25 protein-coding genes are annotated in these 26,233 nt (G+C 44.5%); 14 read left to right on the plus strand and 11 right to left on the minus strand.

What is annotated here, in order from left to right; genetic code table 11:
- Nucleotides 1-10 precede the first annotated feature (10 nt).
- Both AC2UZJ_RS05910 and AC2UZJ_RS05915 read left to right on the plus strand, forming a co-directional pair.
- On the plus strand, nucleotides 11-1,948 hold the full coding sequence (locus AC2UZJ_RS05910) for a DUF294 nucleotidyltransferase-like domain-containing protein (protein WP_486949195.1): 1,938 nt from the start codon (nucleotides 11-13) through the stop codon (nucleotides 1,946-1,948).
- An 11-nt stretch (nucleotides 1,949-1,959) separates the two neighbouring features.
- Nucleotides 1,960-2,697 carry a 3'-5' exonuclease gene (locus tag AC2UZJ_RS05915; protein WP_486949196.1) on the plus strand — a complete coding sequence of 246 codons (738 nt, stop codon included), beginning with the start codon at nucleotides 1,960-1,962 and terminating at the stop codon, nucleotides 2,695-2,697.
- A 20-nt stretch (nucleotides 2,698-2,717) separates the two neighbouring features.
- Here AC2UZJ_RS05915 and AC2UZJ_RS05920 read toward each other — a convergent pair whose 3' ends face one another.
- Nucleotides 2,718-3,698, minus strand: coding sequence for an NAD(P)H-dependent flavin oxidoreductase (locus AC2UZJ_RS05920; protein WP_486949197.1), 981 nt, complete (start codon nucleotides 3,696-3,698; stop codon nucleotides 2,718-2,720).
- A gap of 97 nt (nucleotides 3,699-3,795) precedes the next feature.
- Here AC2UZJ_RS05920 and AC2UZJ_RS05925 point away from each other — a divergent pair, with 97 nt between their 5' ends.
- Nucleotides 3,796-5,346: a hypothetical protein gene (locus tag AC2UZJ_RS05925; RefSeq protein ID WP_486949198.1), complete on the plus strand. Its 1,551-nt coding sequence runs from the start codon at nucleotides 3,796-3,798 to the stop codon at nucleotides 5,344-5,346.
- A gap of 7 nt (nucleotides 5,347-5,353) precedes the next feature.
- On the opposite strand, the gene AC2UZJ_RS05930 is transcribed toward AC2UZJ_RS05925, so the two are convergent.
- A complete protein-coding gene (locus AC2UZJ_RS05930; RefSeq protein WP_486949199.1) occupies nucleotides 5,354-5,737 on the minus strand; it encodes a two pore domain potassium channel family protein in 384 nt (127 codons plus the stop codon).
- 13 nt (nucleotides 5,738-5,750) lie between these two features.
- On the opposite strand from AC2UZJ_RS05930, the gene AC2UZJ_RS05935 reads away from it, so the two are divergent.
- Complete coding sequence (locus AC2UZJ_RS05935; protein WP_486949200.1) at nucleotides 5,751-7,568, plus strand: SLC13 family permease; 1,818 nt, start codon at nucleotides 5,751-5,753, stop codon at nucleotides 7,566-7,568.
- Here AC2UZJ_RS05935 and AC2UZJ_RS05940 read toward each other — a convergent pair.
- The 5 genes from AC2UZJ_RS05940 to AC2UZJ_RS05960 all read right to left on the minus strand — a co-directional run bounded on the left by AC2UZJ_RS05940 (nucleotide 7,534) and on the right by AC2UZJ_RS05960 (nucleotide 12,622).
- A complete protein-coding gene (locus tag AC2UZJ_RS05940) occupies nucleotides 7,534-9,063 on the minus strand; it encodes a GTPase/DUF3482 domain-containing protein (RefSeq protein WP_486949201.1) in 1,530 nt (509 codons plus the stop codon). The genes AC2UZJ_RS05935 and AC2UZJ_RS05940 overlap by 35 nt on opposite strands.
- 64 nt (nucleotides 9,064-9,127) lie before the next feature.
- Nucleotides 9,128-10,534: a DUF2868 domain-containing protein gene (locus tag AC2UZJ_RS05945; protein ID WP_486949202.1), complete on the minus strand. Its 1,407-nt coding sequence runs from the start codon at nucleotides 10,532-10,534 to the stop codon at nucleotides 9,128-9,130.
- 7 nt (nucleotides 10,535-10,541) lie between these two features.
- Nucleotides 10,542-11,030, minus strand: coding sequence for a TPM domain-containing protein (locus AC2UZJ_RS05950; RefSeq protein ID WP_486949203.1), 489 nt, complete (start codon nucleotides 11,028-11,030; stop codon nucleotides 10,542-10,544).
- A 12-nt stretch (nucleotides 11,031-11,042) separates the two neighbouring features.
- A complete protein-coding gene (locus tag AC2UZJ_RS05955; RefSeq protein WP_486949204.1) occupies nucleotides 11,043-11,972 on the minus strand; it encodes a TPM domain-containing protein in 930 nt (309 codons plus the stop codon).
- A gap of 38 nt (nucleotides 11,973-12,010) precedes the next feature.
- On the minus strand, nucleotides 12,011-12,622 hold the full coding sequence (locus AC2UZJ_RS05960; protein WP_486949205.1) for a LemA family protein: 612 nt from the start codon (nucleotides 12,620-12,622) through the stop codon (nucleotides 12,011-12,013).
- 258 nt (nucleotides 12,623-12,880) lie between these two features.
- Between AC2UZJ_RS05960 and AC2UZJ_RS05965 the strand changes: the two genes are divergently transcribed.
- Nucleotides 12,881-14,191, plus strand: a complete 1,311-nt coding sequence (locus AC2UZJ_RS05965; RefSeq protein WP_486949206.1) for a DEAD/DEAH box helicase — start codon at nucleotides 12,881-12,883, stop codon at nucleotides 14,189-14,191.
- A 56-nt stretch (nucleotides 14,192-14,247) separates the two neighbouring features.
- A complete protein-coding gene (locus AC2UZJ_RS05970; protein WP_486949207.1) occupies nucleotides 14,248-15,639 on the plus strand; it encodes a sensor domain-containing diguanylate cyclase in 1,392 nt (463 codons plus the stop codon).
- Here AC2UZJ_RS05970 and AC2UZJ_RS05975 read toward each other — a convergent pair.
- Genes AC2UZJ_RS05975 through AC2UZJ_RS05985 form a run of 3 tightly spaced genes read right to left on the minus strand, consistent with a single transcriptional unit; the run spans nucleotide 15,609 to nucleotide 18,101 of the window.
- Nucleotides 15,609-16,868 (minus strand): MFS transporter, encoded by a 1,260-nt coding sequence (locus tag AC2UZJ_RS05975; protein ID WP_486949208.1) that lies wholly within the window; start codon nucleotides 16,866-16,868, stop codon nucleotides 15,609-15,611. The genes AC2UZJ_RS05970 and AC2UZJ_RS05975 overlap by 31 nt on opposite strands.
- Nucleotides 16,865-17,305, minus strand: a complete 441-nt coding sequence (locus tag AC2UZJ_RS05980) for a nuclear transport factor 2 family protein (protein ID WP_486949209.1) — start codon at nucleotides 17,303-17,305, stop codon at nucleotides 16,865-16,867. Before AC2UZJ_RS05980 ends, AC2UZJ_RS05975 begins: the two co-directional genes overlap by 4 nt.
- Nucleotides 17,306-17,318: 13 nt before the next feature.
- Nucleotides 17,319-18,101, minus strand: coding sequence for an SDR family NAD(P)-dependent oxidoreductase (locus AC2UZJ_RS05985; protein WP_486949210.1), 783 nt, complete (start codon nucleotides 18,099-18,101; stop codon nucleotides 17,319-17,321).
- Nucleotides 18,102-18,180: 79 nt separating this feature from the next.
- Here AC2UZJ_RS05985 and AC2UZJ_RS05990 point away from each other — a divergent pair, with 79 nt between their 5' ends.
- From AC2UZJ_RS05990 to AC2UZJ_RS06015, 6 genes are read left to right on the plus strand one after another with little or no spacing between them, the layout of a single operon-like run.
- On the plus strand, nucleotides 18,181-19,470 hold the full coding sequence (locus AC2UZJ_RS05990; protein WP_486949211.1) for an NAD(P)/FAD-dependent oxidoreductase: 1,290 nt from the start codon (nucleotides 18,181-18,183) through the stop codon (nucleotides 19,468-19,470).
- Nucleotides 19,470-20,249 carry a DUF1365 domain-containing protein gene (locus AC2UZJ_RS05995; RefSeq protein WP_486949212.1) on the plus strand — a complete coding sequence of 260 codons (780 nt, stop codon included), beginning with the start codon at nucleotides 19,470-19,472 and terminating at the stop codon, nucleotides 20,247-20,249. The genes AC2UZJ_RS05990 and AC2UZJ_RS05995 overlap by 1 nt, the downstream gene beginning before the upstream one ends.
- A complete protein-coding gene (locus tag AC2UZJ_RS06000; RefSeq protein WP_486949213.1) occupies nucleotides 20,240-21,478 on the plus strand; it encodes a class I SAM-dependent methyltransferase in 1,239 nt (412 codons plus the stop codon). Before AC2UZJ_RS05995 ends, AC2UZJ_RS06000 begins: the two co-directional genes overlap by 10 nt.
- Nucleotides 21,475-22,017, plus strand: a complete 543-nt coding sequence (locus AC2UZJ_RS06005; RefSeq protein ID WP_486949214.1) for a DUF3833 domain-containing protein — start codon at nucleotides 21,475-21,477, stop codon at nucleotides 22,015-22,017. Before AC2UZJ_RS06000 ends, AC2UZJ_RS06005 begins: the two co-directional genes overlap by 4 nt.
- Nucleotides 22,014-22,520 (plus strand): chalcone isomerase family protein, encoded by a 507-nt coding sequence (locus AC2UZJ_RS06010; RefSeq protein ID WP_486949215.1) that lies wholly within the window; start codon nucleotides 22,014-22,016, stop codon nucleotides 22,518-22,520. The genes AC2UZJ_RS06005 and AC2UZJ_RS06010 overlap by 4 nt, the downstream gene beginning before the upstream one ends.
- Nucleotides 22,517-23,383: a MerR family transcriptional regulator gene (locus AC2UZJ_RS06015; RefSeq protein WP_486949216.1), complete on the plus strand. Its 867-nt coding sequence runs from the start codon at nucleotides 22,517-22,519 to the stop codon at nucleotides 23,381-23,383. Before AC2UZJ_RS06010 ends, AC2UZJ_RS06015 begins: the two co-directional genes overlap by 4 nt.
- Here the strand turns inward: AC2UZJ_RS06015 and AC2UZJ_RS06020 are convergent.
- Nucleotides 23,364-23,810 (minus strand): PAS domain-containing protein, encoded by a 447-nt coding sequence (locus AC2UZJ_RS06020; RefSeq protein ID WP_486949217.1) that lies wholly within the window; start codon nucleotides 23,808-23,810, stop codon nucleotides 23,364-23,366. The genes AC2UZJ_RS06015 and AC2UZJ_RS06020 overlap by 20 nt on opposite strands.
- A 29-nt stretch (nucleotides 23,811-23,839) precedes the next feature.
- Between AC2UZJ_RS06020 and AC2UZJ_RS06025 the strand changes: the two genes are divergently transcribed.
- Together AC2UZJ_RS06025 and AC2UZJ_RS06030 are read left to right on the plus strand one after the other, a co-directional pair.
- Nucleotides 23,840-25,444: a peptide chain release factor 3 gene (locus AC2UZJ_RS06025; RefSeq protein ID WP_486949218.1), complete on the plus strand. Its 1,605-nt coding sequence runs from the start codon at nucleotides 23,840-23,842 to the stop codon at nucleotides 25,442-25,444.
- Between the two features lie 102 nt (nucleotides 25,445-25,546).
- Nucleotides 25,547-26,212, plus strand: a complete 666-nt coding sequence (locus AC2UZJ_RS06030; protein WP_486949219.1) for a hypothetical protein — start codon at nucleotides 25,547-25,549, stop codon at nucleotides 26,210-26,212.
- Nucleotides 26,213-26,233 lie beyond the last annotated feature (21 nt).

The raw sequence follows: 26,233 nt of genomic DNA on the forward strand, positions 1-26,233 counted from the left end.
ATATAGTGACATGTCAGACTTAAACGCATCTAGTCCTACCGCTCAGGCTGCTATTCAACAAAACAGCCAAGCTATTCTCCATTTCCTACAGCAATACCCACCTTTTAACCAAATGGAAAAAGGTCATCTGTTAATGCTCATAGAAATGGCATGGTTACGATTTTACGGTAAAGGCACTCTTATTACTGGCCCAAATCACGAGGCCGAGCAATATTGGTTTCTAATACGCCAAGGCTTGGTACAAGGTGAACGCCCTAATCCCACCCTGCCTGATGATATAGAACGCTTTACACTCACCACGGGTGATCAATTCCCCATTGCCTCCATCATGAGTCAGCGCTCCACGCGTACTACTTATACCGCTGAAGAAGATACCTTTTGCTTAGTGCTTAGCGCCACCGACTTTATTAAATTACTGCGTATTTCTGAATCCCTGCGCTCTTTTGCGATTAGCGGCATCAGTAGTCTGCTAGGTGAGCTACAAGAGCAAGCTCAAGCACGTGCTTCAGCGCACTTAGGAGCAGATTACTCCATACACGACTCCTTAGACAGCTTAGTGGTACGTAAAGCCATTAGCTGCGCTCCAGACCAGCCCTTACAAGAGGTGCTACAAACCATGCAGCAGCATCAAATTGGCAGCATGGTAATTACTGATGATTCACAAGCACCTTTAGGTATTTTCACACTCAGTGATTTACGTAGGGTACTCGCTGTAGATCCCCAAAACCTTTATGCACCTATTGGCGATCTGATGATGCAAGAGCCCTTAACGGTTAACATTTCCGCCACTGCCTTTGATGCGGCACTACTTATGACGCAATACCACATTGGTCATGTATGTGTAGTGAAAGATAACAAATTAGTAGGTGTGGTTTCCGAGCGGGATTTATTCTCCTTACAGCGTGTAGATTTAGTGCATTTAGCCCGCGCTCTGCGTCAAGCCAAATCCATAACGACCTTGGTTAATTTGCGCTCAGACATTCATCGCTTGGTAGACAGTATGCTGGCACACGGTGCGAATGCTAACCAAATCACCCTTGTTATCACTCAACTCAATGACCACACCACCTCGCGCGTTATTGAGCTGGTGTTAAAGAAAATGGGCAATCCTGGCATCCCATTTAACTGGTTAGTTTTTGGCAGTGAGGCCAGAGGCGAGCAAGCGCTCATGACAGACCAAGACAATGGCATATTATTTATTGCTGAAAGCCCTGAGCAAGCTGAAGCTTATAGAATCCAATTACTTCCCATTGCCTCCGCCATTAACCACGCCTTAGATAAATGTGGCTTAACACTGTGCAAAGGCAATATCATGGCAAGTAATCCAAAAATCTGTTTGTCTTTAATTGAATGGCAAGCCCGCTTTGCAGAGATTATGTCCAATCCCGACCCCAAGCATCTATTACAAGCTTCGGTGTTTTTTGATATACGCTCAGTGTGGGGTAAAGACTTGGGGTTTAAAACCATGCATCAACAACTGCTAAGCCAAATTCAACAACGCAAACGCTTTTTACGTCAATTAGCACGTGCTGCGCTCAATTACCCACCACCACCTAGCCAATTACGCCGCTGGTTTGCTAAAACGGTGGGCTCCTCTAGCGGTGCTTACGTAGATTTAAAACGTCATGGTTTAGGCCCATTTGTAGATGCTACCCGGGTTTTGGCCTTATCCGCTGAAATCCCTGAAGCCTCCACCCAAGAGCGCCTCACTCAACTGGCAGCTAAAGGTATTATTAGTCATAAAGATGCTGAAGTTTGGATTGATGCTTACCGCTATTTACAGCTTTTACGCCTGCAATTGCATCAACGCCAAGAAATAAATGAGGAGCCTTTGTCGAATACCTTAAAGTTAGATCAACTTAACCAGCTACACGCGCATATGCTGCGCGAAGCCATGCGCCAAGTGCGTTATATGCAAGCACTTATTACCTACCGGTATAGAATTTAAGCTATTTATTTATGAAATGGAAATGGCATTGGTGGCAAAATCTTAAGCAAAAACTCGGTATAGGTGTTTTGCAAGCGGCGGTAGAACTAGACCAGAAAACTCAGCTGCGTCTTACTGAAGCTACGCCGCTAGTGCCTGCTGAACAACCATTAAGCTCAACTCCCACCATGGTTTTCGATTTAGAAACCACAGGCTTAAATACGCGTACCGATACTGTACTTTCTATAGGCGCGGTAAAAATCCTACCTAATAAGGGCATTGATTTAGGAAATAGCTTCTATCAAGTGCTGGATATTGCCGTTGATTTAGCAGGTGAAAGCCAATTGATTCATGGCTTAACCCAAAAAGACTTAGCCGCAGGCTGCGCCCCCCGGCAAGCGCTTTTAGATTTCTTCACCTATAGCAAAGATCATATTTGGCTAGCTTTTCATGCCGAGTTTGATAGACGCATGATAAAAAATGCGGCTCTGCAGCATTTAGGGCTTATTGTAGACCCTCAACCTATTGATGTGGCTTATATGGCCCCTTTGCTATTTCCTGAGTTTTACAAACCCAAAATAGGCCTAGATCATTGGTTAGAAGTGTTTAACTTACCCATGTTAGGGCGCCATAATGCCACAGCGGATGCCTTGGCCACCGCAGAGTTACTTATGATATTAATAAATAAAGCTCAGGAAGTGGGTTATAAGACTTGGGGAGAGCTAGGGCAAGCCTGCTTACAGCAGCGCCAGTTACAACGCATGCTTTAAAGTCCCTACTATTACACCAATTATATTTTACGTTGTAAGCTTTCTACATAACCCGCTTCCAACTCATCCACTAACTCTGCGGCTGTATAAAGCGATTTAATCTGGCCTACACCTTGACCGGCAGACCAAATATGTTTCCACGCTTTAGTTTCAGCAGCCATATTGCCTGAAAAATCAATTTCTGCTTTATCAGCGGTTTTCACATCAAAACCGGCACGAGCTAAAGAAGGTTTGAGCCAGTTCGCCAACACGCCACTAACCTTATTGCTAGGTATTACGTCTTCCATTGTCACTTCTAACAACATCTGACGGTACTCATCAGACACCATGCTTTCAGTAGCAGGAATTAAGCGGGTCCCTACTAAAACGAAATCATACCCAAGTACCCGTGCAGCATGAATATCAGCGCCATTTGAAATACCACCAGCTAAACCAATAGGGCCATCCCAAAACTCACGGACTTCATTAATGAAAGAAAAGGGATTATAGGTACCTGTATGACCGCCCGCACCATTACAAACTAAAATAACGCCATCAACCCCCGCCTCTACCGATTTACGAGCCATAGCTGGCGTAATCACATCAGCCATCACTAAGCCACCGTATGCATGCACTGTGGACAAAACCCGTTTAGGTGTACCTAAAGCGGTAGTAACTAAGGCAGGTTTATAACGTTTTACTAATTCTACTTCATCATCAAAACGGTTATACGTAGAGTGCACAATCATATTCAATAACCATGGATAGCTTTTACCGTTGTTTTTTTCCGAACCAAGCTCTGTGGATATTTGGTGTAACCACTCATCTAATTGCTCTATGGTGCGTGCATTAGGTGCGGGAATACTTCCTACAATACCTGCTTTAGAGCACGCAATAGTAAGTTCGGGGCTGGAAACCAAAAACATAGGGGCAGCAACCACGGGAACACGCTGCGATTTTAAAAGCTGCAATAACTGCTCACGCAGCTCTGTACGACTTAGCGTGTTTGAATTAACACTCATGGAGACTCCTAATAAATACAATGAATACAAAAAGATACATTAGCTATTATATTACGGAGCGCGTAAAATGCGCCATTTACCTTAATTCAACTACGCCATGAGTCAGCCTCCTTTTCATTATCCGTGGTACAAACGCGAAGATACCGATGCGTTTTTTGCCCTTTTTCAAAATAACATCGCTAACTTCATTGTCATTGCCTTAGCCATGCTTGGCATGGGTTTTAGTCAAGAAATTGTCTTTGCTAGGGTTCTACCCGGTGCAGCCGTGGCGGTGATGGTGGGTAATTTTTATTATGCCTATATGGCAAAACGTTTAGCTGTACGTGAGCAACGCACTGATGTAACAGCTTTATCTTATGGCATTAGTACGCCCGTGATGTTTGTGTTTTTATTTGGAGTTTTACTCCCTGCCAAAACCATCACCGGTGATGCTAACCTCGCGTGGAAAATTGCGGCAGGGGCTTGTTTTTTAAGTGGCCTCATAGAAGTATTAGTCTCATTCACTGGCCGTTGGATGCAGCGTAATTTACCACGTGCCGCCATGCTAGGTGCCGTAGCGGGGGTGGCTATTACTTTTATTGGTGGTGAAATGCTCTTTAAAACCTTCGAGATGCCTATTTTAGGTCTAGTGGTTTTGGGCATTATTATTGTGGGAATTATTGGCCGTGTAGTGATGCCATTTAGATTGTCACCTACTTTTTTTGCTATTTTAATAGGGACGATCTTAGCCTACACTCTACGCCAAGCCGACCCAAATAATATCCATGATGGCTTAGAGCACTTAGGTTTTTACCCGCCATTATTTACCACGGTTGCCTTTGAGGGCATGGGCCTACTATTTACTACTATGGTAGGGGTACTCACTGTGGTGCTACCCATTACCTTATACAATGCTATTGAAACCATGAATAACGTCGAAGCCATGAAAGTACTAGGCGACGAATACGATGTGCGTGAGTGTCAAGCCGTAGATGGTGTGGGCACTATGCTAGGAGCGTTATTTGGCGGCTTGTTTCCCACTACTGTCTATATTGCCTCCGCCAGCTCTAAGTGGATGGGTGCAGGCCGTGGTTACAGTATTGCTAACGGTGTGGTCTATATACTTGCTACCGCTAGTGGGCTGATTGCTGCTATGGCAGCTATTATTCCTGTAGCAGTGGTATCGCCGATTTTAGTCTTTGTGGGTATCTCAATGGTGGCAACCGCTTATCAAGCCAATGCTAAGCGTTATTATCCTGCTGTGGCTATCGCCATGCTACCTTATTTTGGTAATTACCTCATGACACGCTTCGCTAATAAAGCCGGCGATGTGGTGGAAGGCATATCCAGCGGTATTATTCCTTTAGGCCAAGGTGCCATGTTTACCGCTATGATGTTAGGAGCTATTACGGTGTGCATTATTGATCATAATTTCCGCCGCGCCTCGGTATTTAGTTTTATTACCGCATTTTTATCATTTGTAGGCCTAATTCATGCGCCAAAACTTGGCTGGAATGCGGCACCCGATTTTGCTTTAGGTTATGTAATTTTAGGACTGTTTTTCTTCTATTTCACTTTAGTGAAACCAAAAATACTGCCTGCACCCCCTGCTTTATTTAGCTTACGCAGCGATGATGATCAACCTCAAAGCTCCCCACGTCATGACTAATCCTTGATCAATTCTCATCATCGTCATCTAAGTGCATACGATGCACAATACGGTGTATGACTGGCGCCAGTGATACACCGATTACCGCGGCAAATATCAGGCCTACAAAAATTCCGTAGGCCGCAAAAAACACTTTTCCCGCTATACTTTCAGGCATTACCGTAGTACCAATACCACCCACTATGAGTGCGGTATTTAAAAAAGCATCATGGAAGGGAATATTTTCAAAATAAATATGCCCTAAAGCACCCATCACTAAGGTCACGGCAATTATCAACAAAGCCGCTAACAAATGCCAAACAAAGCGTAAGATAAACTGTTTGCGGCTTAATAGTTCTTCATTCTTCTTTTCATACATAGCTGGATTATCGTATTGAAAATTGTTATTCAAAGCGGACAAATTTATGTTTAGCCCAGCCTTTTTAATTCTTACTATATTATTCATCACCATTGCCTTATTTTTATATGGGCGCTGGCGGCATGATATTGTGGCGGTGACGGCCTTATTACTTTGTAGCTTTTTGGGCCTAGTGAGCCCTCAAGACACTTTTGTAGGGTTTAGTCACCCAGCCGTTGTTACAGTAGCTTGTATTTTGATTTTAAGCTATGCCTTACAGCAAACCGGTGTAGTAGACGTGATTGCAGATCGGGTATTACCTAAAAAGGGCTCAGCCCTAATGGCCATAATCGCACTCACGGCTTTGGGCGCTTTTTTATCAGGCTTTATGAATAATGTAGGCGCCCTAGCATTACTCATGCCGGTGTCTTTGCAAATGGCAAATAGACATCAATTAGCCCCCGGTCAAGTCTTAATGCCTCTGGCCTTTAGTACTATTTTAGGCGGTATGACTACGCTTATAGGTACGCCTTCAAACTTGATTGTATCGAGCTTTAGATCGCAATCGGTGGGCGAAGGCTTTGCCATGTTTGATTTTAGTCCTGTAGGCGTTTCCTTAGCCGTAGTGGGCGTATTATTTATTTCCTTACTCGGTTGGCGCCTCATCCCTGTACGCGAACGTGCTGGTAAAGAGACCTTTGATACAGCCGCCTATCTCACTGAAGCCCGCGTACCTACTGATTCTAAAGCCATAGGTATGCGCTTAGCCGAAGTACAAGCCACCTTAGATGAAACCGATAGCCAAATTTTAGGTTTTATACGTAGGGACATACGCTTAAATGCACCTAATCCCGCCTTAAGTTTAGTTGTAGGTGATGTGCTCATCATTGAGGCCGAACCTGCCTCATTAGCTAAAACTCTAGGCACCTTAGGCTTAGTCTTTCATGAAGACCAAACCGTAGAAGATAAGGATAAAGATAAAAACAAAGAAAAAGACAAGGAAAAAGAAGAAAAAAGTAATAACAACGACTCCGTTGAGCTATCTGAACAGGTGATCTTACCCGGTTCTAGCCTCATAGGCCGTAGCGCTGCAGATTTACGCTTACGCAGCCTTTACCGTATTAATCTTTTAGCTATATCGCGCCAAGGGACCAGCTCCCGAAATCGCTTACGTAAAACCCGTTTACGCGCAGGTGATGTGCTGCTGTTGCAAGGCTCAGCAGAAAATATCAGCAACTTTGCCTCAGCCACCAGCTGTGCCCCCTTAGCTAGTCGCCCTCTACGAGTACCCGATCGTCGTAAAATGGTATTAGCCAGCAGTATTATGGTGTTTTCTGTGGCTTTAGCGGCTTTTGGTATTTTATCTGCTGCTCTGAGTTTTATGCTTGGCGTACTGTTATTATTATTACTCAATGTCATTGCTATCCGCAATGTGTATAAAGCTGTGGATTGGTCTGTAATCGTGCTGCTGGCCGCGCTAATTCCTGTGGCACAAGCCATGGAAAGCACAGGTGCGGCCTCGCAAATTGCCACTCTTTTATTGGATTACGTGGCTCAAGGTAACGCCATCTGGGCGCTAGGTATTATGATGGTGGCCACCATGATGCTGTCGGATTTAATGAATAATGCGGCTACAGCAGCAGTGATGTCGCCCGTGGCTATAGGTACCGCCCATCAGTTAGGCGTAAATCCTGATAGCTTTTTAATGGCCGTAGCTGTGGGGGCCTCTTGTGCTTTCTTAACTCCTATAGGCCATCAAAACAACACGCTAATTCTGGGTCCTGGCGGCTTTAGATTTAGTGACTATTGGCCTATGGGTCTACCTTTAGATATTATTTTAGTGGCTACTACTATTCCGTTGCTGTTGGTTTTTTGGCCTCTTTAATATCAACATCACTTTTCTTACCGGCTAATAAATCAGCTAATGCGGTTACTGCTTGGTCGCGCCGCAAACTCGAGGCATATTTACGATCTAACCCAGACCACTGCGGAAAGGCCCGAGCCTGTTGTAAGGGTTCAGGTAAAGGGCCAGAACGCCAATTAATAGCTGCTTTAGCTAACCCTTCATTGTCTATCTCATTAGCTGCTCCAGTGTCCTCTAAGGCGACTTTAGATCGGGGAATTGCAATGGGGGTTTGGGACGCATGACCCCGCTTTGCTAAAGCTTCAATTAAAGCGGTTTGGCGTAGCGCCAACACTCGGATCACACTATCGTCTACCGTCAGTTCAGACTCGCCGCGCCATTTTCCCACTAGGCGCTGCCCCCAGTTATCAACTCCTTGCCAAAGACCACCCGCTGCTGCACCCACCAAAGTGCCTGTGCCTAAACTAAGCCCTGCGGTAAGTAAATCAAAAGTGGCTCCTGCCATGGCGCCCGCAGCCACGCCTTTACCTACCTGAATGCCTAGTTCTTTCATTACCTCGGGGTGAAATAAATCCGTCTCCCACTTACACCCCTCCAAGGCAATATGATCGGGAAGATAATCACGCAAGCTAAAATTAAAACGGCGCAATAATGATTTCACACAGCTTTCTTCACGTATGCGTATGGCATCATGTAAGGCTTTAACATTTTTATCAAGAATCGCCTTTTGGGAGGGGCTAATTAAACGCCAAGCCGCCACATCAATAAGTAACTCTGCCAATAAACGCCACGCATCAGCTAAGCGCTGCTGACGCTGCTTTTCTACATCAACACTTAAACGCCGTAATTGCTCACTGTGTTGCTCTGAGACTAACAGTGCCAATTTTTCATATAATTGTGCTTCGCCATTTAAGGCCGGTGCTACGGTATCGAAGTCTGCCGTGGCATGTAAGCCTAGATTAGCTAACGATCGACGCCATTCATCGGTGCGTTGATCTGGACTACGGATGAAATTAAGCACAGGCAACAAAGGCTTCCCACAATACGACAGTACGCGCAGTTCATCTTTATGTTTGGCCAAGACGGGATCACGTACATCTATTACATACAGGGCTGCATCACTTTGTAACAACTGGCGTAAAACTCGTCCTTCCTGTTCAAAACGCTCGTTAGCTTCTGGTGTTTGTAAAAATAAAGCGATACGCTCTGGTTCATCCATGCGCTCTTCACTGCCATCTTCAGAATTCAGACGTAACAGGTAATCTAATAACGCCATGCTATCTTCCATACCTGGCGTATCAAAGAGCTCCATTAACTCATTTTCTGCTAAGTTAACACGCACTCCTTCCACATGCCGTGTAGTACCTGGACTATTACGCACCTCTCCAAAATTAGAATCGCGGGTAAGAGTGCGTAACAAGGAAGTTTTACCTGTATTGGTATGCCCCACCACCGCCAAGCGTAAGGGCGCTACAGGCGTTACTTTAGTGGCAGTGATAGGTGTAGGTGATTCCATGACAATTTTAAAATTTCAATTTTAATTTTAATTTCAATTAAATTTATTAATCCAGTTTATTAATTCAACTCTTCAATTCAGTAAGCAACTGATTAAAATCTGTGTATACAGCCTTAAACCCCGCTTTACGTAAACGCGCAAACCACGCATCTAGTAAATCCGTGCTTGATAATGATTGTAACTCTTCTTTATGGGCATTCATTAAATACACGGTACAGTACTTACCATAAGTGGCTAGCTCGGCTAACCATGCCACCACGCCTCGGTCTGGGGTTTGTGCGCTATTAACACAGAGCACCACATGTTCAAACTGCCTTTGACTAAGTTGCTCTAATAATTCAGCTCGCTGCTTTCGACTATCTATTAAACCTGCATCTTGCCATGTAGAGGGCAGGGCCACGGGTGGCCAGACATGATCTGTGGGTAATTCCACCCCTATAACCACTGTGGTGGCGCTTATGGATGGCCGTTGATCAAGCACATGGGCCTCTGGCACTTGATCGGCTCCTGCGACGGCGTCTATGCCCACTGGCTCAGTCTGAGACTGCAAACGATGCCGTAATTCAATTAAACCTAGTTGATTATGATCTACATGCAAACGACGCTGACGTTTTTTAAATAAAAATAAACTAAAGGCTAAAGCCAGCAATCTAGGTAATACACCATAAACAATTAAACAGCCCACTAACCAACTAGACCATTGGATTTGAGCTGCAACGGGTAAAAGCTGTAAGCCATCACTTTGACGAATCACAGCCTCTGTGGGAACGGCAAACCCAAAATAACTAGGTAATACGCCCAAAGTTTGCACTAGAACCACAAAGCTATCAGCACCTAGCAATGTGGTTTCCCAGTTAAAGCTATAACGTTTGGCTGCCAGTAACGCCAGCACAGTAAAAGTAGCAAAGACTAAAGCTAACAACCAAAGCCAATGGTTAACCGCACTAAACCCCCAACGTAATAAACGTTGACGACTGCCAAAACTAAATAAAGCATTAAATAATAAGCCCTGATCGGGGCCTTTAACGATGCGTTGACTTAACCATAGCCAAAGCTGACTCCAGCCAAAGCCGTTATTATCGCCACTTCCCTTTAAAAAAAACGAAAGCAACCACAGCAGCAAGCTTAAAGTGGGTACCGCTAATAAGGCCACTAAAGCCATTAAGACATTAACGCGACCATCTAAAGTAGCTAAAGCGCCTACAGCCACCCCTACGCCAATAGCCATAAAGAGCACACTCAGAGCAATTAAACTAAGACGCAAAGCACGTAATATACGCTGTTGTAAAAGCAACCAACCAGCGCGTTGCCCTAAAAGTTGGGCACGTAGTAAAAGTCGCTCATCAAACCCTCCGCCTGCGGCTATGACTCTACGTACTTCAACCGCATCTTCTATGGGTCCCCATTGGCTTTCCTTAAGACGTACGGCTTCCAATAACCAATGTTGTTGCCAATCAACTTGTGTTTGCATAAGACGCTTATAAAACAACTGGCTCATTAGGGAGCACATTGGCTTCGTTATCCCCTACGGGAGCGTGGACTTTTAAAAGGGCTTGAATACCATCAACGGTATCCATCAAGGCATCGATATAATCAGCCTGAGCAAACCGTGTCTGTAAATCAGTGCAGATTTGCTGCCATTGACTATCGCTGACGCTTAAACCTCGGTCCGCAATAATTTCAATAGCTTGTTGATCTAAAGCTAAATACAAAAGCACACCACTGTTTAAAGGAGTATCCCATACTCGTAATCGACCATACACCTCTAAAGCGCGTAAATACGGCGAGCTTTCATGATTGGGCATTACCGCTTCCACTGCTACCACCAATTCACCCGTGTGCATGGTTTCATTTTGTTTTATGCGTTCTGCCACATGCGCTAGCACCTCTTCGTCAAAATAACGCCTACGCAACAGGTGGCCCTCTATGGCTGCAACCCCTGTGAGTTGTTTAAATTTACTCTTCATCTGCCTACTCCTTTACCAACCGCCCGAAGCGCCACCGCCGCCACTACTTCCGCCCCCACCGCTGACACCACCGCCACCACCGCCCCCTCCAATACCGCCCCCTCTGCCAAAGCCACCACCAAAACCGCCGCCTAAGCCACCTAAAGCCGCACCTCTACGAGAAGCCCGACCCGAACTTCCTTTAGCTCCGGCACCAAATGCTTTACCCACTAAAGATAAAATCAAAGCGATGAAGCCTACTCCTACAGCTATAGGAATACTCCAAAAGATAAAGAAGGAAAAAAACCCAATAATTAAAGCCGCTGCTAAGGGGGGCAATACAAAAGCGAAAAATGCCATGGGCAACAGCATTGCTAGGGGCCCATCCTCATCCGTGTTCACCGCTAAATTTTGTGCTGGGGGCGGTAATTCTTCGCCTTCTACTAAGTCCATAATTTTATCTACACCGGCATTAATACCCGCTACGTAATCATCGTACATAAAGTAAGGCGTTATAAACTCCCGAATGATACGCCCTGCCTGTAAATCGGTAACGGCCCCTTCTAATCCATAGCCCACTTCTATACGTAAGCGGCGGTCATCTTTAGCCACTACTAGCAACACACCATCATCTACATTTTTACGCCCTACTTTCCATTGGTCATAAACGCGTCGAGTGTATTGAGCAATCTCTTCAGGCTCTGTGGTGGGCACCATCAACACAAAAATCTGTGCGCCTTTATTTTTCTCAAAAGCGGCCAAGCGTGCAGAGAGCTCTTGTTTTTGAGCAAGGTTAAACGTATTGGTGGTATCCACTACCCAATCATCAAGCATAGGAATGGGTTGCTCTTGAGCCCAAGTGGGCACAGTCAAAAATAGTGACAATAACAAAGTAGCCACTACGAATAACCACCGTTGAACTCCAGCTTTTTCACGTCTAATGTGTTGATAAACCGCTGCCATATTCCTGCTCCTTATACCTACTAGCACTAGTACTAGTATTAATTAGCCGCACTACCCGGCATATCAAAACGTACTTCTGGGTTGCGCATAATCTCAGACTGACGATCTACGCCATAATTTTCTTTCACTTTATAACCCAGCACTTTGGCAGTGATCACGGCTGGAAACTGGCGTATGTATTGATTATAAGCTTGAACAGCTTGCACAAATCGCCCACGCTCTGTGGCGATACGATTTTCAGTACCTTCTATTTGTGTCATTAAATCACGCACTACCCCATCACTTTTAAGCTCTGGATAGCTTTCTGACACTGCCATTAAACGCGATAAAGCCGAAGACAACTCGCCTTGAGCTTGTGAAAATCGTTGCATTAACGCGGGATCATCTAAATCATTCACATTTAGATTGATTTGACCTACTTTGGCTCGAGCTTCGGTAACATCAGTAAGCACCGTACGCTCTTGGGTCATGTAAGCACTGACCGAACTGACTAGCTTTGGTACTAAGTCTGCTCTGCGCTCGTATTGATTTAAGGTTTGAGACCAGGAGGCTTTGACTTGTTCATCCAACTGCTGAATTTCATTATAGCCGCAGCCGCTTAACACTAAGGCCGCAAAGGTAATCAGCAGCCAACGTAGGTAGGTTCGCATTTTTATATTCCATAAAAGTTGTGCTTAATTTAGTCACAAGATTAAACGGCAGCCCTTACTACTGCAAGTTTATTCTGCGTACCTCACTACTTTAACGCTATAATAGAAATATACATGTACACGTAGCCTACCAATCGTTGCGTGCTGTAATTTAAGCAGGCTATTCGCCCTGCACTGGCATATTCGCCTTCACCCTTATACTCTGTCAGCCTAAGATTGGTATTACTAATACGTAATAGGCTAGCCGCTGGAAATACCTTGAATACTACTATTACTTTTGCCTCTTTAGCTTTGGCAGAACCTTTATTGCGTGCCATTAATGACACTGGCTACACCACTCCCACTCCCATTCAAGCGCAAGCCATACCCCCCGTACTACAAGGTGGTGATGTGTTGGCAGCCGCCCAAACTGGCACGGGTAAAACCGCTGGATTTACACTCCCTATACTGCATCAGCTTTTAACAAATCAATTAAAAAAACAAGAAGCCGGTAAACCGCGAGTTTTAATTTTAACCCCCACTCGGGAGTTAGCCGCTCAGGTCGAAGCCTCGGTACGTCTTTACAGTAAACACACTAAACTGCGCTCCATGGTGTTATTTGGCGGCGTAAACATAAATCCTCAAATTAACGCCTTACGTAAGCCCATAGATATAGTGGTGGCTACCCCAGGTCGCTTATTGGATCACGTAGGCCAAAAAACCATTGATCTTAGCGCTGTAGAAACCGTGGTTTTAGACGAAGCTGACCGTATGCTAGACATGGGTTTTATTCGTGATATACGGCGCATTTTGAAGCTTATTCCTGAGCAGCGCCAAAGTTTGCTGTTTTCAGCTACTTTTTCTGATGAAATTCGTGAGTTAGCTAATAATTTTCTTCGTAAGCCCGTTGAAGTATCAGTTGCCGCGCGTAATACTGCCTCCGAACTTATTACGCAAAATGTCGTGTTTACTGAGCAACGCCACAAACGCGATCTAGTTAGCCATATTATTCGTCAAAGCAGCTGGCATCAGGTGCTCGTCTTTTGCCGAACCAAACACGGGGCTAATCGTTTAGCAGAAAAGCTCACCAAAGATGGTCTAAATGCTGCCGCCCTACACGGTAATAAAAGCCAAGCGGCTCGTACTAGAGCTTTAGATGGGTTTAAAACTGGTAAAGTGGTGGTTTTAGTTGCTACAGATATCGCCGCCCGTGGCCTAGATATTGATCAGCTCCCTCACGTAATTAACTTTGAACTCCCACAAGTCGCTGAAGATTACGTGCATCGCATAGGTCGTACCGGCCGTGCCGGTAGCGAGGGCAATGCGCTCTCCCTAGTAGACCCTTCTGAAGTGCGTTTGCTTAAATCCATAGAGCGTCTTATTAAGCGCACTATAGATCCCATAGAAATAGAAGGTTTTGTGCCTCCGGCCATTGATCCAAATGCCGAACCTGAACGCCGAGAACGTCCTTCACGTCCTCATAGTGGCGGCCGCCGTAATCAAGCGCCTAGAGCGGCTAAAAACACTAGAAGTCGCAGCAATACAGGCCGTGCCCCCCGTAGTTCGGGTGCAGCTCCTCGAAATAAGTAGTAGTTCTGTATAACGCTAACCTTATTTAAAAAGGTTGCTGAGCACAAGCGAAGTTTATGCCTTTATCAAATAAAAAAATAATTACTATTAATTTACTTGTTGCGGCCCTTTATGTGGGTTTGGGTGGCTTTACCTTTGCCGCTGCAAATGAATTAAATAATTTAGTATTTGCTCCTGCTGGTGTTTGGTTAGCTTTTGGCATTTTATACGGTCCAAAATCCACCGTGCTAGGCATTGCTATAGGGCAAATTGCACTATCAAATTGGTTTGACCATTCCTTTGCAAATAGCTTAATCATTACTTTTTTTAATATACTGGCATGCATAACAGGGCACTCTCTTTTTCACCGCTGGAAGCTCAGCCCAGCCTTTAATAAATTAAGAGATGTGGCACTATTTTGTGCCATGGTTTTATTTATAGTACAGCCCATTAGTAGCAGCAGCCTACTTACATTTTTTGCTTTAGGTAACCTTTCTTTTAATGAATTACCTGTAACTTGGCTTAACTGGTGGCTAAGCAATGTGGTGGCGCAGTTATTGTTTGCGCCTTTGTTTATTGTCTGGCTAAGCCCTTCCACACGCAGTAAAACCCCTATACCTATCAGCGATCTTATAGGCAGCTTTATTGGTATTACTGTTATTGCGTTGATTAGCATCTCTAGCATTCCCGCTGCACAGCTTCTAGTACTAGCGATTACTTACCCTCTGTTAGTCTGGTCGGGTTTACGCCGAGGCATACGCTACACCACTTTTAGTAATGCTTTTATTGCCCTAATTATTATTGCTATTGCGGCCTCTGGGCATGGTTTTTTAGCCAATTTATCCATAAAAAATTGTTTTTATTACATCAACTTTTTTATTATTACGGCCACGTTATTTTCACTGACACTATTTGCCATGTTTGATGAGCGACGCCAACTTATTCAACAGCTAACAGCATTAGCAAGTACTGATCATTTAACTCAGCTGGGCAATAGAGCTTACTTTATGGATAGAGGCGAACAAGCCATTGCCCAAGCTAAACGCCATAATATGCCTTTAAGCTTAGCAATTCTAGATATAGATAAATTTAAAAAAATTAATGATACTTACGGCCATCCAGCAGGTGATGCTGTGATTACAAGTATTGCCAAGCAATGCAAAAAACTCTTACGTACCGAAGATATCTCTGCTCGTATTGGCGGTGAAGAGTTTGCTTTTATATTCCCAAATACCACTAAAGAAAATGCCTATAACGTGGTGGAACGCTTGCGCTTAGCAGTAGAAAGCCAGCCTATAAAAATAGATAAAACCACATCTATCTCTATCACCTTTAGTGCTGGTATAGCTCAATTAAATCAAGATGATTCACTGGTGGACTTGTTACAATTAGCAGATAAAATGCTTTATAAGTCAAAGAAAGCAGGACGCAATCAAGTTCATGTTTTTCGTAATGAATACAGCAAATAAAGTTTAATACTTATGGGTGCCCCAGCATAAAGCCAAACTAAGGCATACTGGCTTTGTATTGTGTGTTTCTCTAATCCAAGCCAATCTAGCACCGGAAAAGATAGGCCTACTGCCAATGCCAGCGCTAGTTTAGTTAACATACCCCAGATGCCAAACATCAGCCCACTTACAGCACCATTTTCAGCACTTAAATCTTGGGCAATATCGGCTTGTATGGACGAAGGCAAGGCCACATCCGCTCCCACACTTAGCCCTGTAAAAGCACTAATAACCGCAAATGCCCATACATTCCCTGCTTCTAAAAAAAACACCCAAATAAAGCCAAAGCAGGCCATCATCATGGATAAACGCCAGGCGGGGTATTTGCCTATTTTTTTGGACAATTGCACCCAAAAAGGCAGCGCCACTACCCCAGATAAAAAAAACACTAAGAGTAATAACCCCGTATAGTCCGATGCTTTTAGGCATTTATCTATAAATAATAAAAACAAAGTGGCAGATAAACCATTAGCTAAACTATTTAAAAAATAGGCCGGAAGTAGCCTTCTGCTTGCTGCATCACGCCAAATAACACGTATAATTTTTACGCTGAATTTAGATCTAAGCTTAGCCTTGGCATTGGCAACGCTAGATGTATCCACTAAACGCAAATGCCATATCATTAACAATAAACTTAAGCTCAAGCTCACCGCTAATAAGGGATAAAGCAGCGCAAACACCGCCCTATAATCTTGCGGATCTGGCAGCAAAAAAGGCAGCACTAATACCGCCACCACTCCTATCATAGAAAAGGCTTCACGCGCTGCGGTGTAATAGGTTTTAAGGTGATGCTGCTGACTCACCTCCGCACTCAGGGCTTGGTAGGGAATCATAATTAACGTCCATGCCAAATACACCCACATAGCCCACAGTAATAAGTGCAAAGCGCCCACATCACCATTAGGTAAGAGTAATTGCCAGAGCCCGATCAATAACAGAAACCAGCCCACAATCATTAAACCATAGCGCCCCCTAGGGCCGCTGTAATCACGCAGCCAGCCTATTAACGGGTCTGAAAACACATCGCTAATACGTGCCAGTAATAGCATCGCTCCCACTACGCCTAGTTCCACCCCTAATTGATAATAATAAGTGGGTAAATAAATGTATAAAGGGATGCCTAGCATAGCTAAGGGTCCGGCTGGCATTCCATAGAGTAATGCTTGCCCAAACGATGTGTTTTGTTTCATGACACCGCTATTTTTTTATTGATGAAACGGATTACACTGCTGAGTACCGGGATTTTGCTATAAACGAATTCACCACTATCCCAATAATCAATATGCGAACAAACCTGCTGCTTATCGTTAATTAATATACGGCTCACCCCTTTAATTTGTTGTGTCTCCGCCACTGTATTTGATTTTAATTTGAAATAAAGCACCCATTCTAAATAACCACTGTTATCGGCTCCTGCCACATGCAATACATGGAAGTAGGGCTCATGCAGAGTGTTAAACATCTGCTGAAAAACCGCTTGTACCGCACTCAAACCACGCACCGCATTAAACGGGTCTTTGAAATAAATGTTGCTATCAAATATTTGGGGGAAATCCACCTCTACGGATTGAGGAGTTAAATTTTCAAAGAGGTTTTTGTATTTTTCTAAAACCACATGAATTGTCATCGGCGTATTTCCTTTATTTCCTTAGCGTTTTTTTCGTTAAGGCTAATGACCAACTATAGGGCAAACACTTCAACAAGCTAAGTGCTATACGCAGCTTAAAGGGGAAACGTATCTCAAACCCTTTGGCAGTATCAATTCCATCAATAATAAGCCTTGCAGCCTGCTCTGGTTCTAGTAGCCCAGGCATCTCAAAGGGGTTTTTCGCCGTAAGCCTAGTACGCACAAAACCATGATTAATAATCTGCAGATGAATGCCTTGCTGCTTGAGCTCAGGCTGCAAAGACTCTGCTAAATTAACTAAAGCCGCTTTGGGTGCTGAATAACCGCCGCCGTAGGGCAAACCAAAATACGCCGCCAAGCTTGCGTTCCACACCCAACGGCCACCCCCTTGCTGCTGAAAGCGGTGATGCAAGGGCAGCATCAATGCGACTACACCTAAATAATTCGCTTGATTCATCGCCAAAAAGCTTTCCCAGCTCCACTCCTCACTAGGCATATGTTGATAAGCGCCCACATTGTAAAACCAAATATCAATGCCATTAAAAAAAGCCCAGGCTCGCTCTACTTTTAGTGTGCAATCTTTAGGATCAGACACATTAAGGTTAAGACACTCAAGCTGATCAGGGTATTTTTTCTTCAGTATTAACAACGCCTCAGACTGCTCAGCTTGCCGCGCTGAAGCAATTACTCGATGACCCGCTTCTAGCCACTGCTTAGTGAGCGCTAAGCCTATGCCTTGTGATGCCCCTACTACCCAAATTCGTTTTTTATGTGCCTTTTTCTGTGGTTTTTTCATTTTTCTCTTGCTCTTTTGTATAGGTTATGTCTAAATAATATATAAGTATTTACCTAAGCGCAAGGCATGATAAAAAACTATGTTTACTCCTGAAAAAAAATACAAAGTGGCTGTGGTAGGCAGCGGTATTAGTGGCATTAGCACCGCCTGGTTTCTGAGCCAGCGGCATGAGGTGACTTTATTTGAAAAAAACCTCACCCTTGGCGGTCACACCAATACGCTAGACGTCACTTTACCCAATGGTGAGCACACAGCAGTAGACACTGGCTTTATTGTTTATAACGAGCCGAACTACCCACTGCTCAAAGCCATGTTTGCCCACCTAAATGTAGACACCTACCCCACCGATATGAGCTTTGCCGTTTCCATTGATCAGGGGCGTTTGGAGTACGCCGGCAACAACCTCAACACCTTATTTGCTCAACGTAAAAACTTAGTGTCAGCACGCCATTGGCGCATGATTCTGGATATTTTGCGTTTTAATAAGCTGGCTAAAGCCGATCTAGTACGCGGTTTAGACCCAAAGCTCACGCTAGGTCAATACCTTAAAAACAATGGCTTTGGGCTCACTATGCAGCAAGATTATTTGCTGCCTATGGCGGCGGCGATTTGGTCTTGCCCTACAGCCACCATGAGCAAGTTTCCTGCACAAAGCTTTTTGCAGTTTTTTGCGAATCACGGCCTGCTCAGTGTGGATGATCGTCCACAATGGCAAACCGTAGTGCAGGGTGCGCGCACTTATTTAAATAAAATTTTGGCCCTCAATGCCTTTCAGGTAATGCATCAAGGCATCACACAGGTGCAGGCTGCTAGCAGCGTAAAAGATTCGGTGGTATTAAGCACAGCAAATGAGGAGCACCATGAGTTTGATCAGGTCATATTTGCCTGTCATGGCGATGAAAGCCATGACTTATTAAAAGGTCAGGGCTTCGATCTCTTAGAAAACTTTAGTTATCAATACAACGAAGCGTGGTTACACACCGATAAAACCCAAATGCCCAAAGTGCGTTCGGCCTGGGCCTCCTGGAATTACCTCAGTGGCAAAAGCCGCCAAGCTGAGCGTGAAGTGGCCGTAACCTACTGGATGAATAAATTGCAGCCCTTAGGCATTACAGAGGAATTATTTGTCACCCTAAACCCTATAACTGAACCACGCGCTGATTTAACACTGCAAAAAATCGACTACTCCCATCCGGTATTTGATCAAAAAGCCATACAGGCACAAAGCCAACTACACACCATTCAAGGTCATAGAAAATGCTGGTTTGCGGGTGCTTACACCGGCTACGGTTTTCACGAAGATGGCTTAGCCAGTGCGGCCCGCATCGCCAAGATGTGGCACTTAGCCTTACCTTGGGAGGCGCAATAATGGGATCTCAGCTTTACGTGGGAAAGGTGATGCATGCGCGTAAAAAACCGGTGGAATACCGTTTTAATTACGGCACCCTTAGCATCAATATTGATATTGATCAGATTGAAAAAGAAACCAAAGCTTTGCGTTGGTTAAGCCTTAATAAATTCAATTTAGTCAGCCTTAACTACAAAGATCACGGTCCACGTGATGGCACACCTTGGCGCATCTGGATAAATGCTTTTTTAGCACAATACGGTATTGCAAAACCCGCACGTGTGGAGCTGCTTTGCTATCCCAAAGTGCTGGGCTACAGCTTTAACCCACTAGCTATGTGGTATGCCTACGATGCAAACCACGTCTTAATCGCCATCGTTGCTGAGGTAAGTAATACCTTTGGGCAATGGCACCATTATGTGCTGAATGTGACTGAGCCAGTCAGCGACATCATTCATGCCGAAGCCGATAAGGTATTTCACGTCTCGCCTTTTATAGACATGGAAGCGCGCTACCACTTTAAACTGCGCCTGCCCACCGATCAGGTCTACACCTACATACGTGAAACCCGTCATAACGAGGCTTTTTTCTACGCCAGTCAAACGGGTAAATCCATAGCACTCAACGATAAAAACCTCTTAACACAAGTAGGCTTTGCGCCGCTGCACATGCTCAAAGTCATCGCCCTCATTCATTGGTGGGCGTTAAGAATTTGGCTCAAAGGCGGTAAATTTCATCGCACGCCTAAGCACTTGGAATCCATTCAATACAGTCACTCAGAAATGAAATTATGCTCATAAGAACTCAAACTCAAACCCAGGCTAAACCTGCCTCCCTCTCCCCCTCTAAGGTCCCTTTTTATGGCGCTTGGCTGCTTAGGCATCTGCCTTTTAAACACATTCAACATGGCACATTAACGGTAAAAATAGGTGAGCATCAGCGCCACTTCACTGGCTCTGAATCGGGTCCCCATGCAGAGCTGATTATCAATGAACCACTGCGGTTTATATGGCGTTTTAGCACTCAGGGTGAATTGGGCTTTGCTAAAGCTTATGCTGATAACAGTATAGACACCCCTTGCCTGTACACCTTATTACAGTTGGGGTTAGCGAATGAGCAAGCGCTCAGCCACACCACTCAAGGCTATAAATGGTTTTATCAGCGCTTTTTACAGCAGCATCGCAATAATCATAACTCCCTAGAAAATAGTCGCGAAAACATCAGCGCCCATTATGATTTGGGTAATGATTTCTATCAGCTTTGGTTAGATGACACCATGAGCTATTCCAGTGCCCTATTCAAAACACAAACCACGCCTTTAGCTGAGGCGCAAATCGCTAAATACAACGCCATATTGCATGAGCTAAACCTCAAGCCGAATCAACGTATTTTAGAAATAGGCTGCGGTTGGGGTGGTTTTGCTGAGCAAGCCGTCAAACAAGGTGCTGAAGTTACAGGCATTACCCTTTCTGCTGAGCAATTAGCCTTTGCCAAAAAGCGCCTAGCCAAGCAGGGTCTAGCACAGAAAGCACAGCTCAGTCTTACTGATTACCGCCACCAAGAAGGACAGTTTGATCACATTGTAAGCATTGAAATGTTTGAGGCGGTGGGCAAAGAGTATTGGGATGAGTATTTCACCCAGCTCAAGCGTTTATTAAAAAAAGACGGTAAAGCCATTCTGCAAATTATCACTATAGATGAAAGTAGAGCAGTAAATTATCAAGATAATGTGGATTTTATCCAAGCCTTTATTTTCCCGGGCGGCCTACTGCCCTCCAAAGCGCAGCTATTGCAGTTAGCCGATGAACACGGTTTTTTAGTGAATAATGAGCTGTGCTTTGGCCAAGACTACGCCAAAACCCTGCTCTGCTGGCAGCAACAATTTAATGAGCATAGCGAAACACTGCTAGAAATGGGCTATGACAACCATTTTCAACGCATTTGGAATTATTACTTTGATTATTGCCGCGTCGGTTTTGAAACACAATGCACCGATGTCATTCAACTGAGCCTCAGTCATAAATCATGAAAACACGCACACTATTTATCGCTTTTTTAAGTCTATTTATGTTGACTAGCTGCAGCTCCACCAAAGTACAGGACTATGCCCACACCGAACCCGTGCTAGATCTATTTGCTTACTTTGAAGGTAAAACTCAAGCTTATGGTCAGTTCCAAGGCCGCTTTGGTGATGTCAAACGCCGTTTCAGCGTAGATATTACTGGCAGCATAGAAAAAAACATACTCACCCTAAATGAGCATTTTCTTTATGACGATGGTGAAACAGAACAGCGTATTTGGGTGATTGAACGCTTAGAGAATAACCAATATCGCGGCACGGCTGGCGATGTGATTGGCTACGCCCAAGGCCATAGCGCCGGCTCTGCCTTTAATTGGCGCTACACCCTAGACTTACCTTATAAAAACAGCAGCATTCATGTGAGTTTTGATGATTGGATGTTTTTACAAACCAATGGGGTCATGCTCAACCGCGCAATAGTCACTAAATGGGGCTTCAAAGTCGGTGAGGTCACCTTGTTTTTCACTAAAGAGGCAACAGAAAAATGAAAGTCATTATTTTTTTAACTAGTCTACTACTCACTACATTTTCGGCTTCAGCAAATACGAACTTAGTCAAAGTGGGCTCAGGATCGGCTTATTGGGGTATATTTAAGATATACGATGCACAGTTTCACACTGAGCCAACGCTTGATTTAACTATGGCTTTAGCAGACAACACTGCTGCTAAATTGGAATTATGCTATGACTATAAACTAACAGTAGATAACTTTATTAAAGGCGCAAATAGTGCTCTGCCTCAGTCATTATCAAGCGAACTACAGCAAGCTGTAGACACGTTACACGCTGCCTATCAACCGGTGAAAAAAGGTGACTGCTACCACTTAGACTATACGCCTCAAACAGGTACCCAACTCATACTCAACGGTCAGACTCTAACGCGAATAAATACGCCACGCTTTAAAGCATTATACTTTGGTATCTGGGTGGGTGATAATCCTTTATCTAGTAAACTAAAGCAAGACTTAACTCAACATCTAGTATCAAAATGACCACTCCAATCGACCAAAACGCCCTTTATCCCATTCGCGAAGTGGCGAGGTTGACGGGGATTAAGCCCATTACCTTGCGAGCCTGGGAAAGACGTTATGACTTGATAGAGCCTGTACGCACTGAGTCGGGTCACCGGCTTTACACGCAAGAGCATATAGACTTTCTCAACGAAGCCTTGCGCTTAATGGATGAAGGTATTCCAATTAGCCGAGTTAAAGCCGTCATCAGTGAGCCCCAAGTCCGTACTAATAATGAGTTATTGAATTCGGAAAGTGAGTCATCAGAGCTCATAAAAAAAATCAGCCTAGCTGTTAGCCAGTTTCATATTCAAAACCTCGAACGTTTATTGGATCGTTTTTTTGCGGACTATAGCCTACAGGCTATGTTGAGTCACTTAGCTGAAATTGAACAACATATAAAAAAGCAAAAATCCAGCTCTATTGCGCTTAGCTTTTGGCATACCAGCTTGATACGGCGCTTAAACGTAAGACTGCATTCATTACAAACGCAACCCATACTGCCTAGTAAACGTATATTTATTCAAAAAGCGAGTCAAACGCCAGAATGGGCGGCAAAAATTGTGGCGCTATTTTGCTTTGAGCAAGGTTATCAGCCTATACAACTTGATGAAAGTATAGCCTTAGAAAGCCTCATAGAAGTCACGAAACCCCTAGGATTTACCACCATGATTTTTATTGATTTTACGGGATCTGCCACACGAGAGTGGCAGCTTTGGTTTAAGCACTACTCTTCGCTGCGCACGTGGGTATTTGGCAACAACACCTTAGAAGAACAAAGCACACCTAGTGTAAACTGTGAGCTGCGCGCCTGGCCGCAGTGGTTTAGCCCACTACAGCTTTAAGCCGTTTAATTTCAGCTTGTGCTTCTTCTAATTGCATAGCAAGCTTAACTTGGGCGCTTACATCTTTTTGAATGCCGATGTAATACGTAATTTGGTCTAACTCATCAAAAAAAGGTGTTACGCTTAGCTCATTCCAAAAAATAGAGCCGTCTTTGCGGTAGTTTTTTAAGATGGTGCGCACAGCGGCCTCATCCTCAATGGCTTTTCTGATCACGCCAACAGCAGACTGATCGGTATCATCACCTTGTAAAAACCTACAATCTTGATACAAAATTTCATCTGAGCTATAGCCTGTAAGCACTTCAAAAGCTGGGTTCACGTAAACCAAAATGGTGTCGTCGCCCTCTTTTTCAGCCACTACAATACCATCCTGGGCTGACTCCACTAATTGGAGTAGTATTTCATTACGCAAAGTAAATCGTTTCATTTATATAACCCATTCAACTAAAAACATTCATGTCTAATATAGCAAAAGAAGTAGCCAAGCGACGCACGTTTGCCATTATTTCTCACCCCGATGCCGGTAAAACCACGCTAACTGAAAAACTACTGCTGTTTGCAGGCGCTATTCAAATCGCCGGTAGTGTTAAATCACGCAAATCCGAGCGCCACGCTTCTTCAGACTGGATGGATATTGAAAAACAACGCGGTATCTCCGTGGCCTCTTCAGTGATGCAGATGGAATACCGTGATTGTGTGATTAATTTACTGGATACCCCTGGCCACCAAGACTTCTCTGAAGATACTTATCGCGTACTTACCGCCGTAGATGCCGCGCTCATGGTAATTGATGCCGCTAATGGTGTGGAACCCCAAACCTTACGTTTATTACAGGTTTGTAGAGCCAGAAACACCCCTATTATTACCTTTATCAACAAACTAGACCGTGAAGTCCAAGAGCCCTTAGATTTAATCGCTGAAATCGAAGAGCACTTAGGCATGGAGGCCATCCCCTTCACTTGGCCGGTAGGTATGGCACGGCGTTTTGGTGGTGTATTTAATATACGCAAAGATCAAATGCATGTATTTGATAGCAACGTTAAAGACCACCGCGCTGAAAATGAAGAGCTCATCCCTGGCCTACATAACCCCGATACCGAAGCCCGCTTTGGTGAGGAATTCACTAAAGCTCAAGAAGAAATAGAGCTCATAGAAGCCGCCACCGCTGATTTTGATATAGATGCCTTTTTGGCTGGTAAACAAACACCAGTCTTTTTTGGCTCAGCCTTAAACAACTTTGGCGTTCAAGAAGTTTTAGATGCCCTAGTAGATATGGCCCCCCCTCCAGGCCCACGCGAAGCGGTGCAGCGTGAAGTGCAACCTACTGAATCCAATTTTACGGGTATGGTGTTTAAGGTTCAGGCCAATATGGATCCGGCTCACCGTGACCGCGTGGCCTTTGTACGAGTGAGCTCCGGCCATTTCACTCGCGGCATGCGCCTACGAGTAGCGCGTACAAATAGAGAGATTCGCCCTAATAACGTGGTGTCTTTTCTATCCCAACGCCGTGATTTAGTGGACGATGCCTTTGCGGGTGACATTATTGGTATTCCTAATCACGGTATTTTGCAATTGGGTGATGTACTAACTGAAGGAGAAAGCTTGCAGTTTACCGGCTTACCTTTCTTTGCTCCTGAACTATTCCAAACAGTAGAAGTCAAAGACCCTTTACGCACCAAACAATTACGCACCGGTCTCACACAGCTAGGTGAAGAAGGCGCGATTCAAGTATTTAGACCCTATTTAGCCAGTGGTAGCCTGCTGTTAGGTGCAGTAGGGCAACTGCAATTTGAGGTGGTAGCGGATAGACTTAAACATGAGTACGGCGTAGAAGCTCGTATGTCGCCTTCGCGTTATAACTTAGCGCGTTGGGTTACGTCCAAAAACGAAGCCGCTTTAAAAAAATTTATTGATACGAACTCCGTTAACATTGCTTATGATGTAGTGGATGCCGTTGCTTTTTTAGCCAGCTCACCGGCTCAGCTGCGCGTAGCTCAAGACTTACATCCTGAAATTGAATTTCACGATATGCGTGAACACAGTGGGCAACTATTTAACTAAGGGTTAGATTCTGTCACATGCTGCGAAGCGCAATTGGGTACAATACAGTTTGTCTTTAACGACTCACTATTTAGTATTTATTTTTATACAAATTAATTATATATGTCTTGGCGTATTCTTATCACTGCCTTATTGCTGGGTCTAGCCGCCGCCGCATGGGGTGGCTTACAACTTGGCTACTGGCTAATAGAGCATGGTCCTCTAAAAACTGAGGTGATTGATGCCTATCAAGACCTGTACACCATGCCCACTTTAGGTGCAGATGGTAAACCTTATATACCTAGCCCTCCCCAACCTTTAGTAGATGGGCGATTAGCTGTGCCTCAAGCACCTGAAGGCTCTGAATGGGAAATTGTCCCAGCAAACCTCCTTGCAGAGCGTCCTCCTATAGCTTTAGGCACCGCATCAGGCGGTAGTACTGCTGGCAATATAGAACGCACTCACGTAAGCCGCAGCGGTCTTAGAGGCATTGCACAAATTGGGACGCAAAACAATCAAGCCATCACCACCAGCACGCCTAATGAAAATGTTTTACAACCTATTGATTTAGGCAGCACCCCACCCCCGCCCTCTCAAGAGGTTGAGGTATCGGGCATGCCTATAGCCTCAAACCCCAACTGGCAAATTGATTTTCAGCGCGAACTTAAAGCTTGTGATGCCTTAAGTTTCACTCGCACTCCTAGTTGTAAGTGGGACGCGCGTAATAAATACTGTGGCCCAAATAATGCGTGGGGTAAGGTGCCTGGTTGCCCAGCTAAAGCGTTTTAGTTTTTAGAGCAAAACCAAAAC

The sequence above is a fragment of the Paenalcaligenes sp. DL 309 genome (assembly GCF_057475285.1).